This is a genomic window from Streptomyces gardneri (assembly GCF_006539185.1).
Classification (GTDB): Bacteria; Actinomycetota; Actinomycetes; order Streptomycetales; family Streptomycetaceae; genus Streptomyces; species Streptomyces gardneri.
Window position 1 is genome coordinate 15,889 of record NZ_BJMN01000037.1, and the last position, 15,731, is coordinate 31,619.

General features: G+C 73.1%; 14 protein-coding genes. 5 read left to right on the forward strand and 9 right to left on the reverse strand.

What is annotated here, in order from left to right; all coding sequences use genetic code 11:
* Nucleotides 1-24 precede the first annotated feature (24 nt).
* A complete protein-coding gene (locus tag SGA01_RS26975) occupies nucleotides 25-1,293 on the forward strand; it encodes an MFS transporter (RefSeq protein WP_141299257.1) in 1,269 nt (422 codons plus the stop codon).
* Here SGA01_RS26975 and SGA01_RS26980 read toward each other — a convergent pair.
* From SGA01_RS26980 to SGA01_RS27005, 6 genes are all read right to left on the reverse strand, one after another.
* Entirely contained in the window at nucleotides 1,274-1,801 is a 528-nt protein-coding gene (locus SGA01_RS26980) for a DUF6584 family protein (protein WP_141299259.1), read from the reverse strand. The genes SGA01_RS26975 and SGA01_RS26980 overlap by 20 nt on opposite strands.
* 76 nt (nucleotides 1,802-1,877) lie before the next feature.
* Nucleotides 1,878-3,113, reverse strand: coding sequence for a styrene monooxygenase/indole monooxygenase family protein (locus SGA01_RS26985; RefSeq protein WP_141299261.1), 1,236 nt, complete (start codon nucleotides 3,111-3,113; stop codon nucleotides 1,878-1,880).
* Nucleotides 3,114-3,217: 104 nt separating this feature from the next.
* On the reverse strand, nucleotides 3,218-3,913 hold the full coding sequence (locus tag SGA01_RS26990) for a GTP-binding protein (protein ID WP_099054333.1): 696 nt from the start codon (nucleotides 3,911-3,913) through the stop codon (nucleotides 3,218-3,220).
* Nucleotides 3,894-4,316 (reverse strand): DUF742 domain-containing protein, encoded by a 423-nt coding sequence (locus tag SGA01_RS26995; RefSeq protein ID WP_055641348.1) that lies wholly within the window; start codon nucleotides 4,314-4,316, stop codon nucleotides 3,894-3,896. The genes SGA01_RS26990 and SGA01_RS26995 overlap by 20 nt, the downstream gene beginning before the upstream one ends.
* A 13-nt stretch (nucleotides 4,317-4,329) precedes the next feature.
* On the reverse strand, nucleotides 4,330-4,821 hold the full coding sequence (locus SGA01_RS27000; RefSeq protein WP_141299263.1) for a roadblock/LC7 domain-containing protein: 492 nt from the start codon (nucleotides 4,819-4,821) through the stop codon (nucleotides 4,330-4,332).
* Nucleotides 4,818-7,847 carry a nitrate- and nitrite sensing domain-containing protein gene (locus SGA01_RS27005; RefSeq protein WP_174867509.1) on the reverse strand — a complete coding sequence of 1,010 codons (3,030 nt, stop codon included), beginning with the start codon at nucleotides 7,845-7,847 and terminating at the stop codon, nucleotides 4,818-4,820. Before SGA01_RS27005 ends, SGA01_RS27000 begins: the two co-directional genes overlap by 4 nt.
* A 359-nt stretch (nucleotides 7,848-8,206) precedes the next feature.
* Between SGA01_RS27005 and SGA01_RS27010 the strand changes: the two genes are divergently transcribed.
* Complete coding sequence (locus SGA01_RS27010) at nucleotides 8,207-8,998, forward strand: protein phosphatase 2C domain-containing protein (protein ID WP_141299265.1); 792 nt, start codon at nucleotides 8,207-8,209, stop codon at nucleotides 8,996-8,998.
* 97 nt (nucleotides 8,999-9,095) lie between these two features.
* On the opposite strand, the gene SGA01_RS27015 is transcribed toward SGA01_RS27010, so the two are convergent.
* The gene (locus SGA01_RS27015; protein ID WP_141299385.1) at nucleotides 9,096-9,527 is read right to left on the reverse strand and encodes a MarR family winged helix-turn-helix transcriptional regulator; all 432 of its coding nucleotides are present in this window, start codon (nucleotides 9,525-9,527) and stop codon (nucleotides 9,096-9,098) included.
* A gap of 424 nt (nucleotides 9,528-9,951) precedes the next feature.
* Here SGA01_RS27015 and SGA01_RS27020 point away from each other — a divergent pair, with 424 nt between their 5' ends.
* A complete protein-coding gene (locus SGA01_RS27020) occupies nucleotides 9,952-10,782 on the forward strand; it encodes a lysozyme (protein WP_055641353.1) in 831 nt (276 codons plus the stop codon).
* Between the two features lie 205 nt (nucleotides 10,783-10,987).
* A complete protein-coding gene (locus tag SGA01_RS27025; protein WP_141299267.1) occupies nucleotides 10,988-11,872 on the forward strand; it encodes a lytic polysaccharide monooxygenase auxiliary activity family 9 protein in 885 nt (294 codons plus the stop codon).
* On the opposite strand, the gene SGA01_RS27030 is transcribed toward SGA01_RS27025, so the two are convergent.
* Both SGA01_RS27030 and lon read right to left on the reverse strand, forming a co-directional pair.
* Entirely contained in the window at nucleotides 11,869-12,453 is a 585-nt protein-coding gene (locus tag SGA01_RS27030; RefSeq protein WP_229917612.1) for a DUF4240 domain-containing protein, read from the reverse strand. The genes SGA01_RS27025 and SGA01_RS27030 overlap by 4 nt on opposite strands.
* Nucleotides 12,454-12,538: 85 nt before the next feature.
* A complete protein-coding gene (gene lon / locus SGA01_RS27035; protein WP_141299271.1) occupies nucleotides 12,539-14,950 on the reverse strand; it encodes an endopeptidase La in 2,412 nt (803 codons plus the stop codon).
* Nucleotides 14,951-15,081: 131 nt separating this feature from the next.
* On the opposite strand from lon, the gene SGA01_RS27040 reads away from it, so the two are divergent.
* The gene (locus SGA01_RS27040; RefSeq protein WP_141299273.1) at nucleotides 15,082-15,720 is read left to right on the forward strand and encodes a GNAT family N-acetyltransferase; all 639 of its coding nucleotides are present in this window, start codon (nucleotides 15,082-15,084) and stop codon (nucleotides 15,718-15,720) included.
* Nucleotides 15,721-15,731 lie beyond the last annotated feature (11 nt).

Below are 15,731 nucleotides of genomic sequence, written 5' to 3' on the forward strand. Positions count from 1 at the left end.
CCGCCCCGGACTGGGAGCCCCGTCATGCCCAAGCTGCTGCCGGACACCGGACCACAGCGCACCCTCGCCGCCTCGAACTTCGTCTACACCGTCGGGAGCGGCCTCTTCCTGACCGCCGGGGTCCTGTACTTCACCCAGGCCGTGCACCTCCCGGCCGCCACCGTCGGGCTCGGGCTCGGCATCGCCGGTCTCCTCTCGCTGGCCGTGGGCATCGCCGTCGGCCATCTCGCGGACCGGCACGGCGCCCGCGGCGTCTACACGGCGACCCTGGTGGTCCAGGCGGTGGCCACGGCGGGCTTCGTCCTCGCGGACGGGTTCTGGCCCTTCGTCGTCGCCGTCTCGACGGCCACCGGGGCCAAGGCCGCCGGGCTCGCCGCCCGCGCGCCGCTGATCCGGCACTACGGCGGGGACCGGCCGCAGGAGTTCCGCTCCTATCTGCGGGCCGTCACCAACGTCGGCATCTCCCTGGGGGCGCTGCTCGCGGGCTGGGCGGTCCAGGTCGGCACCCTCGACGCGTACCGGATCCTGGTCGTCGGCAACGCCCTCGCGTTCGCGGCCGCCGCGGTCGTCCTCGTCCTCCTGCCGCCCGTCGCTCCCGCACCGGCCTCCGAAGGGCCCCGCTGGATCGCCCTGCGGGACCGGCCGTACCTCGTGCTCACCGCGCTCGACGGCATCATGGCCGTCCAGTTCAAGGTGCTCACGGTCGCCGTCCCGCTCTGGCTGGTCGGGTCCACGACCGCCCCGCACTGGCTGGTCTCGGGCGCGATGCTCGCCAACACCGTCATCGTCGTCGGACTCCAGGTCCGGGCGAGCCGGGGCATCGACTCGCCCAGAGCCGGGGGCCGCGCCTACCGGCGTGCCGGAGCGGCCTTCCTCGCCTCCTGCGGTCTGGTCTCGCTCTCCGCGGGCGTCCCGGCGTGGGCCGCCGTCGCGCTGCTCCTGACCGCCGTGGTGGTCCACACGGTCGGCGAACTCTGGCACTCGGCGGGCGGCTTCGAGGTGTCCTTCGCCCTCGCCCCGCGCCACGCCACCGGTCAGTACCTGGGCGTCTTCGGCCTCGGCGCGGGCCTCTCGGAGGCCATCGGACCCGGGCTCCTGATCGCCCTCTGCATCACCTGGGGGCGCCCCGGCTGGTTCGTCGTCGGAGCCCTGTTCGCGCTGGCGGGGCTGCTCACGCCGCTCGCCGTCCGCCGGGCGGAGGCGAGCCGGGCCCCTGAGCCTGCACCCACACCGGCACCGGCACCCACGCCCGTGACCGCCGCCCGCCGGACCGTCATTCGAACAGGGCGATGACCCCGCGGATCCAGACCCCGACCGTCACGGTGACACCGAGGAAGGCCCCGATCGCCGCGACGACCGCGGAGAGCCGGCTACCCCCGTCCGGACCCTCGTACGCCTCGTACGCGTCCTCGTCGTAGGAGGCCGGGTCGTCCCAGTCGACCGAGTGCCCCAGCCACTCCGCGCACGCGGTCCGCACCGCGACGAGCCGCTCCTCGGCCACCGCCGTACCGGCCAGCGCCTCGGGGCCGCGCCACGCGAGGGACTTCATGCGCCACGCGGGCGACAGGTAGCGCGCCTCGAAGGCGGCGGTCTCGTCCGCGTCCCGGTCCTCTTCGAGGTACATCCAGCGCCCCGCCTCCGCGGCGTCGCCGTACAGGCGGTACACCTCGGCGAGGCGGCGGCGGAGAGTCAGGTCGTACGGGTAGGACGAGACGAGGCCGCGCAGACGCTGGCGCGCCATCGGCACCCGGCCGGCGGCCAGGTCCGCGTCCACGCGGTCCAGGGTGTTCGAGAGGGGCATGCCCCATTGTCGAACACCCTGGTGCGGCAGATCGACCGGATTTCGCCGGCTGGATTTCGCCAGTCGGATCTCGCCGTCAGGCGCCGGAGACCGAGGCCAGGTACGCGGACGTCTTCTCCGGGTCGAAGAAGAAGTTCTCGAAGTCGGCCGGGTCGTTGAAGCCGTTCGCGAAGCGGTCGGCGACCGGCTGGAGCTCGCCCGCCGCGCCGATCAGGTTCAGGACGTGCTCCGGCGGGACGCCCAGCATCGCGTTCGTCCACTTGGTGACGTGCTGCGCGGTGTCCCAGTAGCGGTCGAAGGTGGCCTGCATCCAGGCCTCGTCGAAGGGCTTGTCGCCGTGCTCGACGATGGCCGCGAGGTACGCGGCGGCGCACTTGGACGCCGAGTTGGAGCCCTGGCCCGTGATCGGGTCGTTGGCGACGACGACGTCGGCGACACCGAGGACGAGCCCGCCGCCGGGCAGCCTGCCGATGGGGTGGCGGACGGTCGGCGCGTACCGGCCGGCGAGGGTGCCGCCCGCATCGGTCAGTTCGACCTTGGTGGCCCGCGCGTACTCCCACGGCGTGAACTTCTCCATCAGCTCCAGCGTCAGCGCCAGGTGCTCGGAGGGGTCCTTGATGCCCTGGAAGACGTCGACCGGGCCGCCGGGGACGCCCTCCCAGAAGAGGATGTCGGCGCGGCCGCCGGTCGTCAGGGTCGGCATGACGAAGAGCTCGCCGACGCCGGGGACCAGGTTGCAGCGGACCGCGTCGAAGTCCGGGTGCTCGGGGCGCGGGCCGAGACCGTGGACGTACGCCACGGCGAGCGCCCGCTGCGGCTCCGCGTACGGCGAACGGGACGCGTCCCGGCCGAACATGGAGACGAGCTCGCCCTTGCCCGCCGCGACGAGCACCAGGTCGTAGTTGCGGGAGAAGTAGTCGAGGTCGCTCACGGCCGCGCCGTGTATGACGAGCTGGCCGCCGCGCTGGGCGAAGGTCTCCATCCAGCCGGCCATCTTCACGCGCTGGTCGACGGACTGCGCGTAGCCGTCGAGCTTGCCGACCCAGTCGATCACCCGGCCGGCGTCGGGGGCGGCGACGGAGACGCCGAGGCCCTCGGTCCTGGGGGCCTGGGACTCCCAGAAGTTGAGGCCGAGGTCCCGCTCGTGCTGGAGGGCCGTGTCGAACATGCACTGCGTGGACATGACGCGCCCGGAGCGGATCTCGTCCGCCGTCCGGTTCGACATGAGGGTGACCTCGTACCCCTGCGTCTGAAGGCCGAGGGCGAGCTGCAGACCGGACTGGCCGGCGCCGACTATGAGTATCTTCCGCATGGGTGGTGCTCCTGCGACTGGTGCGATGCGACGGTACGGGCTGTTCGACCGATCGACTGACCGGCGGTTCGGCGGTGCGGCGGTTCGGCGGTGCGGCGGTTCGGCTACTCGGGGGAGGCTTCGAGTGCGTGCGCGACCATGGAGAGCAGGGTCTCGACGACGCTGTAGCGCTTGCGCGCGTCCATGATCACCACCGGCACGTCCGGGGAGACCGTCAGCGCCTCCCTGACGTCCTCCGGCTCGAAGCGCTCGGTGCCCTCGAAGTGGTTGACGGCCACGATGTACGGCAGGCCGCAGCTCTCGAAGTAGTCCAGGGCCGGGAAGCAGTCGGTCAGCCGGCGCGTGTCGGCGAGCACGATCGCCCCGATCGCCCCGCGCACCAGGTCGTCCCACATGAACCAGAAGCGCTGCTGTCCCGGCGTGCCGAAGACGTACAGCACCAGGTCGTTGTCGAGGGTGATCCGGCCGAAGTCCATCGCCACCGTGGTGGTGAGCTTGTCCGGCGTGGACGTGAGGTCGTCGGTGTCCTCGCTCGCCCGGGTCATCAGGGCCTCGGTCTGGAGCGGGGTGATCTCCGAGACCGCGCGGACGAAGGTGGTCTTGCCGACGCCGAAGCCGCCCGCGACCACGATCTTCGTGGCTATCGGGGCCCGGGTGTGGTCGAGCTGCCAGTCCTGGGCGCCGTCCTCCGTATCGAGCAGGGGATCCTCGGGCCGCGGTTGGGCGGGGATGCCGGCGACGGCCGGGGCTTCCACCGGTGGTTCGGAGACGGCGGTGGCGTCAGAGACGACGGAGTCCACTCAGCACCCTTTCGAGGAGCGCGCGGTCGGGCTGGCCGGTGCCGTGACCGGTCCCGTACACACGGATCTTTCCCTGGTCGGCCAGGTCGCTGAGCAGCACCCGGACGACTCCCAACGGCATCTTCAGCAGCGCCGAGATCTCCGCGACCGTCCGCATGCGGCGGCAGATCTCGACGATGGCCCGCATCTCGGGCATCAGACCGCGGGCGGCGGGCCCGCCGCCCGACAGGACCTTGCGCGCGGGGGCCGCTTCGAGCGCGGCCACGAAGGTCTCGACGAGCAGGACGTGGCCGAAGCGCGTACGGCCTCCGGTCAGCGAGTACGGGCGGACGCGCGAGGGGCGCCGCCCGTCTCCGCGCACCGGCAGTTTGTGGGCGTGAAAGGCCGCGGACGCAGACGTCACTGGGTGCTCTCCCTCACTGGGTGCTCTCCATCGATTTGCGCAGCTCGCTGCGGACTTCGGGGGTGAGTACGTGTCCGGCGCGGCCCACGAAGAGCGCCATGTGGTACGCCACGACGCTCATGTCGCAGTCAGGGGTGGCGTGCACGCCGAGCAGCGAGCCGTCGCTGATCGACATCACGAAGACGCTGCCGTCCTCCATCGCGACCATGGTCTGCTTGACCCCGCCGCCGTCCATCAGCCGGGCGGCGCCGATGGTGAGGCTGCCGATGCCCGAGACGATGGTGGCCAGGTCGGCGCTGGAGCCGCGCGGCCCCTCGGGGCGGACGGCGTCGGCGGCTGCCGCGCCGGCCTGCTGGGTGGCCGGGTCGGACGAGAGCAGCATCAGCCCGTCGGAGGAGACGACGGCGACCGAGCGGACTCCCGGTACCTCCTCCACGAGATTGCCCAGCAGCCATTGCAGGTTGCGGGCCTCCGTGCTCAGTCCGAACGTTCCCGTCGCAGTCAACTGCGTGCCTCCTCGACTGTGTCCCCCGTCATCTCCTCTGTACGTGCAGGCCTTACGGCGTCTATCCGTGCCGCGTCCGTCTCCGTCCCGATCTCCGCCTCCACGTCCCGGCGTCCGGCCTTGGCGCCCTGGTGGAAGCCGCCGAGCCGGCGGCGCAGGGCCTCGGCGTCCACGCCTCCCTTACGGGGAGTGGTGGCGGCGCCGGGCTGGCGGACCACCTGCGGGGTGCGCTTGGGGAGTCCCTTGTCGGTGACCCGCTCCCACTGGGCGGCGCGGGGGCCGGGAACCGGCTGGTCGGAGACCGGTTCGGGGGCGGCGGGCTCGTACGCCTCCACGGGCGCGGCATGGGCGGCGGCGACGGGGTCCCCGTCGGCGGCGCGCTCGTGGGCGTCCGGCTCGGGCTGCGGGTCGGGCAGCCGGACCTGGAGCGTGGTCTCGGAGACGGACTCCCCGAATGCGGCAGGCTCGTACGCCTCCACGGGCGCGGCCTCGGGCTCGTACGCCTCCATGGGCGCCGGCTCGGGCTCGGGCGCCTCCACGGGCGCGGGCGCGGCCTCGGGCTCGTACTGCTGCTGAGGCTCGGGCGCCGCGGGCTGGGTCTGGTCCTGGGCCTGAGGCTGGGTCTGGGTGTCCGCCGCCTCCGCCTCCGCCGGCGCTTCCGTCTCCGCTTCCGCCTCCGCCGCGCGGAACGCGCGCTCCGCGGCCTCCACCAGCGGGTCGCGGTTCCGGGACGGCAGGGTGTTGGAGTTGGCCTCCGCCGCCGAGCCGGGCAGGTGGAGCGTGGGCGCCGCGCCCGCCACCCGTACCGGCTCCGACACCACGGTCGGCGGGGTCGTGGGCAGCAGGGGCAGCGGCAGGACCACGACGGCCGCGATGCCGCCCGTCTTCTGCTCGCGCAGCTCGACGCGGACCCCGTGGCGGGCGGCGAGGAGGGCGGTCACGCGCATGCCGAGACCCTCGCCCTCGAAGGCGTCCGGGTCGGCCGCGGCGAGGCGGGCGTTGAGCTCGGTGAGCCGCGAGTCGGTCATGCCGATGCCCGCGTCCTGGACGGAGAGCATGACCTCGCCGGTCTCCAGGAGCCAGCCGGAGAGCTGGACCTCGGCGTCGGGCGGCGAGAACGACGTGGCGTTCTCCAGGAGCTCGGCGATCAGGTGGCTCAGGTCGTCGGCGGCGAAGCCGGCGATCTGGGCGTGCGGCGGCAGGGACTGGATGGTGACCCGCTCGTACCGCTCGATCTCGCTGACGGCGGCGCGCAGCACGTCGACGAGCGGGACGGGCCCGGCGTGGCCGTGGACGTGCTCGTGGCCGGCGAGGACGAGGAGGTTCTCGCTGTGGCGGCGCATGACGGTCGCCAGGTGGTCGAGCCTGAAGAGCGTCGCGAGACGGTCCGGGTCCTGCTCGCGCTCCTCCAGCTTCTCGATGACGCCGAGCTGCCGCTCGACGAGCCCGAGGCTGCGCAGCGAGAGGTTGACGAAGGTGTGGTGGACGGTGTCCTTGAGGCGTTCCAGGTCGGCGGTGAGGAGGGCGACCCGGCCCTGGAGGTCGGCGCGCTGGGTGGCGAGCTCCGCGCCGAGGGCCTCCTTGGCGGCGGCGAGTTCGGCGTTCTGCCCGGTGAGCCGCGCGCTGTGGGCGGCGAGGCCGGCGAGCTTGCCGTGCAGGGTGTTGAGGGAGCGGACGGCCTGGGCGAACTCGTCGTTGCGGCCGGTGAAGCGGACCGGCTCCTCGGCGTGCGGCTCGGGTGCGGCGGCGAGCCTGGCGGCGCCGATGCGGAGCACGGCGAGCGGCCGGGTGAGGGTGCGGGCGACGTACGTGGAGATGCCGATCGCGACGAGGAGACAGCCGCCGAGGAAGGCGATGCGCAGTTCGAGGGCGGTGACGTCGTCGTCCCGGAGCACGACGAGGTGCTCGACCCGCTCGACGGCGAGACGGGACTCGACGCCGCGCATCTGCTCGATACGGGCGGACAGCGCGGCCTCCAGGCCGACCGGGTCGGTCCCGCGCTCGGCCTCGGTCAGCCGGGGCTGGTCGGTGAGGGTGGCGAGGGAGCGTTCGGCGCTCTTGACGTCGGGGCCCGCGACGGTCGCGGCGATCGCGTCGCGGGCGGCGGCGCCGGCGGCCTGGTCGAAGTCGCCGAGGGCGGCCAGTTCGCGGACGCGGGCCTGCTGGGCGGCCGCGGTGAGGGCGTCGCGGGCGCGGTCGGCCTCCTCGGCGCCCTCGGGCACGTCGGGGACGTAGGTGCCCGTGGCGGGGTCGTAGTGGACCTGGCCGGTCGGCTCGGGCTGCGGCACGGCGAGCGCGGCGACGAGCAGGCCGCGGGTGGCGGAGGCCTGTTCGACGGCGCGGCCGAGGGCGGCGGGGGCGCGGGTGGCCTCGGTGAGCGCGGTGCCGGCCGCGCGGGCCGGGGTCTGCTCGGCGAGTTCGTCGGAGAGGGCCTGGAGCTTGCCGATGACGTCCGAGTAGGCCTTGTGGGCCTCCAGGGCCGTGCCCTTGCCGGTGAGGGCGGCGCGCCGGATGGAGGGGACGCCGGCGAGGTCGCGGCGGAGCTCGGTGGCGGCCGCGGGCCGGATCTCGTCGATCTGCCGGTCGACGCGGGTGGACCGGGTGTCGGTGATCTGCCGCTTGTTCTTGGCGTCGCCGGTCTGCGCGTCGCGGCCCGCCGCGATGTAGGCGACGACCTCGTCGCGCTCGTCGGCGAGGGAGTGCGCGAGGGTGACGGCCTGCCGGTCGAGTTCGGCGAGGGTGACCAGCCGCTGGGAGTCGGTCAGGTCGGCGGAGGCCGTGAGGATCGCGGGGGCGCCGGCGGCGAGGACGGTCACGCTCACGAGGGCGACACCGGCGACCAGGCGGTTGCGGACGCGCTTGGAGCGGCCGGCCGGGGGCTGCGGGGCGGGCGTCGCGGCGGGCTCCGAGGGGTGGCCGCCGGTGGGTGCCGCGGTGGTGCCGACCGGGGTCGGTGCCGCACCGGGGGTCTGGCTCCGCGCGCCGTTCTTGCTCCGAGGCCGCTTCTTCTCCACCGGTGCTCGCATTCTTGACTCGTCCGCCCACAAAGCAGAGATGACGGCCGGTCACGTGGAGCGCCCCCACCCCTGGTACGGCTTCCGACCATTCCAGCGGTTCTGGGAAGGGGACGCGCATCGGCCGCTCCGCCACCCGAACGAGTGAACAACACTCATGAGTTGGCGAACAACTCCCCAGGGCGGGCCCCACGGCCCTCCACCGACCCCCGGTTGGATCTTCCGCGCGGGCTTTGGCAGGATGCCCGCCCGCAGCTCGGCGGAGGTCCTGATTCCGCCTCGCGCGCCACCACCGCCGGGTTGGTACAGGCCTTTTCCGGCCGTTTGGAGGTGCCGTGAAGGAGCGTGGCGGGGCAGGCACACTGGGCATCATGCGCAGCGACGTCGCCACCCTCCCCGGCAGCCCCGAACGCCCCAACGAGGACTGGGCAGCCGCAGCTCTGCCCGCCTCGGGGGCCGGGGGGACGGTCGTCCTCCTCGACGGCGTCACACCGCCGGCCGGTGATGACGGTTGTGTGCACGGCGTGCCGTGGTTCACCGCTCGCCTCGGCGGGGCTTTGACCGAACTGTCCGCTTCTCGACCGGACATGCCCCTGCCGGAGATCCTTTCCGCAGCAATCCGGCGCACCGCGGAAGCCCACCGTGACACCTGTGACCTTTCTCACGTGCGTACGCCCCAGGCGACGGTGGTGCTGGCGCGCTGGGACGAGACCTCGGTCGAACATCTCGTCCTCTCCGACTCCGCCCTCCTCCTGGAGGCGCCGGACGGGTCGGTCCGGGCGGTGCTCGACGACCGGCTCGACCGGGTCCCGGACGAGATCCTGCGCTCCCTGGAGGCGACGGACCGGCTGCGGAACCGGGAGGGCGGCTTCTTCACGGCGGCCGCCGATCCGTCGGTCGCCGCGCGGGCCGTGACGGGGACGACCCCGCGCGCGGAGGTACGGGCTCTGGCGGCACTCACGGACGGGGCGAGCCGCTGGGTGGACCTGTTCGGCGCGGGCGACTGGACGGAGTGCTTCGGCGTCCTGCGCGCCGAGGGCCCGTCGGGCCTGCTCCGGCGGGTGCGGGCGCTGGAGACGGCGGACGCGGAGGCGGGCGGGGTGCGCCGCTGGAAGACCCACGACGACGCGACGGCCGCGTACGCGGAGCTGCGCGACCTCTGAGCGGTCGGCCCTCGGAGCGGACGGCCTCGGTGCGGTCAGCCCCCGAAGCGGTCGACCTCGGTGCGGTCAGCCCCCGATGCAGCCGGCCGCTGTGCGGTCAGCCCTCGGAGCGGACGTTGAAGTGGTGGAGCAGTCTCGCCAGTTCGGCCACCTCGGCGCGGTCCCAGTCGACGAGCTTGCGGACGTACCGCTCGCGGCGGGCGTCCCGGACGTGCCGGAAGCGGTCCCGGCCCTCCTCCGTGAGCCGGACCAGCGAGGCGCGCCCGTCGGCGGGGTCGGGGTCGCGGACGACGAGCCCGAGCATTTCGAGCGCGCGCAGCTGGCGGCTCATGGTCGCCTTGCCGACGCCGAAGTACCCGGCGAGCTCGGTGGCCCGCTGGGGGCCGGCGTCGTCGAGGCGCACGAAGAGTCCGTAGGCGGCGGGCTCCAGTTCGGGGTGGACCTCGCGGGCCATCTCGCCGGACTGGGCACGGGCGCGACGCAGGAAGACGGCCAGCTCCCTTTCGAGGGCGAGGAATTCCGGGTCCACGCCGTGCGGCGGAGCGGCCTGACCCTGGGCGTCCGCGCCGACGGCCGGAGCAGCCTGACCCTGGGCGTCCGCGCCGACGGCCGGAGCAGCCTGACCCTGGGCGTCCGCGCCTGCGGGCGGGACGGCCCGGCCTTCACTTCCCGTACCGCTTCCGTGCACGTCAGCACCTCCCACGCGTTCTCCGGCGGCTTCCCGGCGGCATCCTGCCGCTTCCCGGCGATTTTCCGGCGGCTGAAAGTTTCTTCCCGTCACGGCGATCGCCGCAGCTCTCCCAGTATTTCGCAGGAGTAGACCAACGGCGGTATCCGGGCCCCCTTCCGCAGGGTGGGTCTACGTGCGTAGCGTCTCTCTTGAGCCAGTTAGTGACATGTCCACACCAGGACCTGTCGACTTCTCGATCCCCCACCGCCTTTCGGAGGCACGCATGCGTGTGCACAGATCCGGAACGACCCTCGCCGGTGCCGCCCTCGCGGCCCTGGCCCTCCTCCTCCCCCTCGCCGGCTCCGCCGGCGCCGCCCAGGACCCGGGCACCCGGCAGGTGCCCGCCCGCGGCTCCGCCTCCATGGGCATGGGCGTCCTGAAGCACGACGGCCGCGACGGCAAGCCCGGCGGCATCTCGGTCCAGGCCGTCCAGACGGAAGGCGTGGACGTCTCCGGGCACCAGGGGAACGTCGCCTGGTCCACTCTGTGGAACAGCGGGGTCAAGTGGGCCTACGTGAAGGCGACGGAGGGCACGTACTACAAGAACACCTACTTCACGCAGCAGTACAACGGCTCGTACAACATCGGCATGATCCGGGGCACGTACCACTTCGCCACCCCGGACACGACGACCGGCGCCGCCCAGGCCGACTACTTCGTGAACAACGGCGGCGGCTGGTCGCAGGACGGCAGGACCCTGCCCGGCGTCCTCGACATCGAGTGGAACCCGTACGGCGCGACCTGCTACGGCAAGACCCAGTCCGGGATGGTGACCTGGATCCGCGACTTCCTCAACCGGTACAAGTACCGGACCGGGCGGGACGCGGTCATCTACACGGCGACGAGCTGGTGGACCCAGTGCACGGGCAACTACTCCGGCTTCGCCGCGACGAACCCGCTCTGGATCGCACGGTACGCCGCGACCGTGGGCGAACTCCCGGCCGGCTGGCAGTACTACACGATGTGGCAGTACACCTCCTCCGGCCCGACGGTCGGCGACCACAACCACTTCAACGGCGACTACTCGCGCGTCCAGGCACTCGCCAACGGCTGACCTGGCACTCTCCTCTCTCCTCGCTCGACGGCGGTCTCCGGGTGTGCGGCACCCCGGGGGCCGCTGCGGCTTTTTCCGCCCACCCTCTTGCCCATTGGTATGGACCAATGCGACGCTCTACGGCGGTCGCACGGAATTCAACTTCCGCGTGCCCAGCGCGCGTTGCTCGTTCCGTACTCCCCCACGCACGAGAGAGAGCCCCCGCATGCCCTCCTACCGCCGCACCTCCGCCGTCGCCGTCTCCGCCCTGTCCGCCGCCGCCCTCGTCGGCCTCACCCCCGCCACGGCCGGTGCCCACGGTGCCGTCTTCAACCCCGTGAGCCGGGTGGCGGCCTGTTACGCCGAAGGCCCCGAGACGCCCAAGTCGCAGGTGTGCAAGGACCTCGTCGCCGACTCCGGCACCCAGCCGCTCTACGACTGGAACGAGGTCAACATCGCCAACGCCGACGGTCAGCACCAGGCCCTCATCCCGGACGGCAAGCTCTGCTCGGCGAACCGCGCCAAGTACCGGGCGCTGGACTGGGCGCGCACCGACTGGCCGGCGACGGCGGTCGCGGCCGGCTCCTTCGACTTCAAGGTCCGGGTGACGGCGGCCCACTCGGGCACGATGACGGTCTACATCACCAAGGCGGGCTTCGACCCGACGCAGCCCCTGAAGTGGTCGGACCTGGACGCGACCCCGGTCGCCGTCCACAACACCACCCGCACGGCCACGGACGGCTACTACAACTTCACGGGCAACCTGCCGGCCCGCACCGGCCGCCACATCGTCTACAAGGTGTGGCAGCGCAACGACAGCCCCGAGGCCTTCTACAGCTGCTCGGACGTCACCTTCGGCGGTACGGCGGCGGCGCCGGTCCAGCTGAAGGCCCAGGCCCCGACCGAGGCGAAGATCGCGGCGGGCGCCGACCTGTCCACCGTCAGCCACGCGGGCCACGGCGGCGACGAGCAGGCCCCGGCGCTCTCCGCCGAGGCCACCGGTGCCCCCTCCTCGCCGCTCCCCCTGGCGCTCGCGGGCGCGGGCGCCCTCGCCGCCTTCGCCGGGGGCACCCTGCTCCTGGGCCGGCGCCGGAACCCGTCCGCCTCCTAGGAGCCGGACGACCCGAGCGGGAAGAGGGCGGTCAGCCGGGGTATCGCCAACCCCTCCGGCCGAGACCCCCGGTGCACGTCGTCCTCTTCCCGCTCTCCCCGCTCGTCCGCGAGTTCCTCGACCGCGTCGAGGAACTCGTCCCCCTCGTCGTCCTCCTGGCCGGTCAGCTCGTCGAACGCGTCCTGGGCGACGTAGTCGAGCTCCTCCCACTCGGGCCACTCGTCGTCGTCCCATTCGTCCCGGTGGCGCCCCACGAGGGCCCGGATCCCGGGCACGTCGGCCAGGGCGTCGGGGTCGGCGACGACCGACTCGTACACCTTCCGCCCCTGACCGACCAGCCAGAGCGTGAAGTAGTGGAAGGCGTCCTCCGTGCAGCCGCCGCCCTCGACGCGGTTCGCCGCCTTCCAGACCGCCCGGGTGTCCGCTCTCTCGCAGGCCTCCTCGAGACACACCTGGAACGCCACGCTCTCGGCCGCAGGGCGCCGTATCAGCTCCGCCCGCAGCCACTCCAGCCGCTCGTCCCGGTCACCGGTGCGGCCGCCCAACTCGTCGATGAGAGCCCAGAAGGCGTCGTCGTTCATGCGTACGAGCATGACACCCTCGACTGACATCCGGACACGCCGGAGCGGGGTGCCCCCGACGGACACCCCGCTCACGGCAGGCGAGTTACGCGGCGACGGCCACCGGCACCGCCGCCGGGGCGAGCGCGATCTCCAGGACCTGGCGGACGTCCGTCACCGGGTGGACCTCCAGCTTCTCCAGGATCTCGGCCGGGACGTCGTCCAGGTCGGCCTCGTTCCGCTTGGGGATCACGACCGTCGTGATGCCCGCCCGGTGCGCGGCGAGGAGCTTCTGTTTCACGCCACCGATCGGGAGGACCCGGCCGGTGAGGGAGACCTCTCCGGTCATGGCCACGTCCGTACGGACCTGCCGGCCGCTCAGCAGGGACGCGAGGGCCGTCGTCATCGTGACGCCCGCGCTCGGCCCGTCCTTGGGGACGGCCCCGGCCGGGAAGTGGATGTGCACGCCCCGGTCCTTGAGCCCGGTGACGGGCAGCTCCAGCTCCGCGCCGTGCGAGCGGAGGAAGGAGAGCGCGATCTGCGCGGACTCCTTCATCACGTCGCCCAGCTGACCGGTGAGGGTGAGCCCGGCGGCGCCGGTCTCCGGGTCGGCGAGGGACGCCTCCACGAAGAGGACGTCACCGCCCGCGCCGGTCACCGCGAGTCCGGTGGCGACGCCCGGCACGGCCGTACGCCGCTCGGCCGGGTCCTGCGCCGACTCGGGCACGTGGTGCGGCCGGCCGATCAGGTCCCGCAGGTCCTCCGGGGTGACCGTGAACGGCAGCTCGCGGTCGCCCAGTTCGTGCTGGGCCGTGACCTTCCGGAGCAGCCGGGCGATGGCGCGCTCCAGGGTGCGGACGCCGGCCTCCCGGGTGTACTCGCCGGCGAGCTTCCGCAGCGAGGCGTCCGCCAGGACGACCTCGCCGGGCTCCAGGCCGGCCCGCTCCAGCTGGCGCGGGAGCAGGTGGTCGCGGGCGATGACGACCTTCTCGTCCTCGGTGTACCCGTCGAGCCTGACCAGCTCCATGCGGTCGAGGAGCGCCTCCGGGATGGCTTCGAGCACGTTGGCCGTGGCCAGGAAGACGACGTCGGAGAGGTCGAGTTCGACCTCCAGGTAGTGGTCGCGGAAGGTGTGGTTCTGCGCGGGGTCGAGGACTTCGAGGAGGGCCGCGGCCGGGTCGCCCCGGAAGTCGGAGCCGACCTTGTCGATCTCGTCGAGCAGGACCACCGGGTTCATGGACCCGGCCTCCTTGATGGCGCGGACGATCCGGCCGGGCAGGGCGCCGACGTAGGTCCGCCGGTGTCCGCGGATCTCGGCCTCGTCCCGTACGCCGCCGAGGGCGACGCGGACGAACTTCCGCCCCATCGCGTGGGCGACGGACTCGCCGAGCGAGGTCTTTCCGACGCCGGGCGGGCCGACGAGGGCGAGGACGGCTCCGCCGCGGCGGCCGCCGACGACGCCGAGGCCGCGCTCGGCACGCCGCTTGCGCACGGCGAGGTACTCGGTGATCCGCTCCTTCACGTCCTCCAGGCCCGCGTGCTCGGCGTCGAGGATCGCCTGGGCGCCGGGGATGTCGTACTGGTCCTCGGTGCGCTCGCTCCAGGGCAGTTCGAGGACGGTGTCGAGCCAGGTGCGGATCCAGGAGCCCTCCGGGGACTGGTCGCTGGACCGCTCCAGCTTCTCGACCTCCTTGAGGGCAGCCTCGCGGACCTTCTCGGGCAGGTCGGCGGCCTCGACGCGGGCGCGGTAGTCGTCGGACTCGTCACCCTCGGCCTCGCCGTTGAGGTCGCGGAGCTCCTTGCGGACGGCTTCGAGCTGGCGGCGGAGCAGGAACTCGCGCTGCTGCTTGTCGACGCCCTCCTGGACGTCCTTGGCGATGGTCTCGGCGACGTCCTGCTCGGCGAGGTGCTCGCGGAGCTGGGCGGTGGCGAGCCGGAGGCGGGCGACCGGGTCGGCGGCCTCCAGGAGCTCGACCTTCTGCTCGACGGTGAGGAAGGGCGAGTAGCCGGAGTTGTCGGCGAGGGCGCCGACGCCGTCGATCTGCTGGACGCGGTCGACGACCTGCCAGGCGCCGCGCTTCTTGAGCCAGCTGGTGGCGAGCGCCTTGTACTCCCTGACCAGCTCGGTCACGGAGCCGGGCAGCGGGTCGGGAAGGGTCTCCTCGACGGTGCTGCCCTCGACCCACAGGGCGGCGCCGGGGCCGGTCGTGCCGGCGCCGATGCGGACGCGGCCGACGCCGCGGATCAGCGCGCCGGGGTCGCCGTCGGACAGGCGTCCCACCTGCTCGACGGTGCCGAGGACGCCGGTCCCGGCGTAGGTCCCGTCGACGCGGGGCACGAGCAGCACCCGCGGCTTGCCGCCTCCCGGGCGGGCGGCGGCCTGGGCGGCCTCGACGGCGGCCCGTACGTCGTTGTCGGACAGGTCCAGCGGGACCACCATTCCGGGCAGCACGACCTCGTCGTCGAGCGGCAGCACAGGCAGAGTGAGCGGCGCGGACGCCTTGGACGCAGAAGCCATGATCTCCCCTTCGGCAGTCAAGTTGAGCTGTACGGACTCAATGCACATGAGCCCGGGAATGTTCCCCGACCGCAGTTCGCTCTGAGCGATCACTCTTCCGCGGGGCCGCGAGCTGCCGATGTAATACCTCTATGGATATCGCATCTATTACCTCCGCGTGGGTGGCCGGCTGGACCGTCTCCCGGGGGACCCCGTCCGCCGTCGTCGAGCCCTGGGGCTACCGCATCGACGTCGGCCTGCCCAAGCACGTCCTGCGGCACGTACTGCCCGCCCCCGACGCGGACTCCGTCGGCGCGCTCTGCGCACGGCTCACCGAGCCGTACAGCTGGCTCAAGGTGATGGCGACGCCGGAGGAGGTGGCGCCCTGGATCACCGAGGGGTGGACGATCCCCGACGACCCGGGCTTCATGATGGTCAAGCCGCTGGACCCGGGCGTCCGCCCCGCGCCGCCCGAGGGGTACGCGCGGACCACCGAGGTCCGGGACGGGGTCATCCGGGTCCGCGTCCTCGCCCCGGACGGCACCCTCGCCGCGCGCGGCCAGATCGCCCCGACCGGCTCCACCGCCGTCGCCGACCAGATCGAGACCGACCCCGCGCACCGGCGGCGCGGCCTCGGCGCGAACGTCATGCGGACCCTGGAGGCGGCCGCCGCGCAGGCCGGAGCCGAGACCGGCGTGCTGTCGGCGACCACGGACGGCCTCGCGCTGTACGACTCCCTCGACTGGCGCTACCGCGGGCCGCTCACCGGGATCGTCCGCTCGGGAACCTGACCGTCCGGCTG

What these genes read in the sequence shown, in the direction of transcription:
- SGA01_RS26975 (WP_141299257.1), top strand. Translation starts at nt 25, where the DNA reads ATGCCCAAGCTGCTGCCGGACACCGGACCACAGCGCACCCTCGCCGCC.
- SGA01_RS27005 (WP_174867509.1), bottom strand. Translation starts at nt 7,847, where the DNA reads ATGCGAGCACCGGTGGAGAAGAAGCGGCCTCGGAGCAAGAACGGCGCG.
- SGA01_RS27040 (WP_141299273.1), top strand. Translation starts at nt 15,082, where the DNA reads ATGGATATCGCATCTATTACCTCCGCGTGGGTGGCCGGCTGGACCGTC.
- SGA01_RS27025 (WP_141299267.1), top strand. Translation starts at nt 10,988, where the DNA reads ATGCCCTCCTACCGCCGCACCTCCGCCGTCGCCGTCTCCGCCCTGTCC.
- lon (WP_141299271.1), bottom strand. Translation starts at nt 14,950, where the DNA reads ATGGCTTCTGCGTCCAAGGCGTCCGCGCCGCTCACTCTGCCTGTGCTG.
- SGA01_RS26985 (WP_141299261.1), bottom strand. Translation starts at nt 3,113, where the DNA reads ATGCGGAAGATACTCATAGTCGGCGCCGGCCAGTCCGGTCTGCAGCTC.
- SGA01_RS27030 (WP_229917612.1), bottom strand. Translation starts at nt 12,453, where the DNA reads ATGAACGACGACGCCTTCTGGGCTCTCATCGACGAGTTGGGCGGCCGC.
- SGA01_RS26980 (WP_141299259.1), bottom strand. Translation starts at nt 1,801, where the DNA reads ATGCCCCTCTCGAACACCCTGGACCGCGTGGACGCGGACCTGGCCGCC.
- SGA01_RS27010 (WP_141299265.1), top strand. Translation starts at nt 8,207, where the DNA reads ATGCGCAGCGACGTCGCCACCCTCCCCGGCAGCCCCGAACGCCCCAAC.
- SGA01_RS27020 (WP_055641353.1), top strand. Translation starts at nt 9,952, where the DNA reads ATGCGTGTGCACAGATCCGGAACGACCCTCGCCGGTGCCGCCCTCGCG.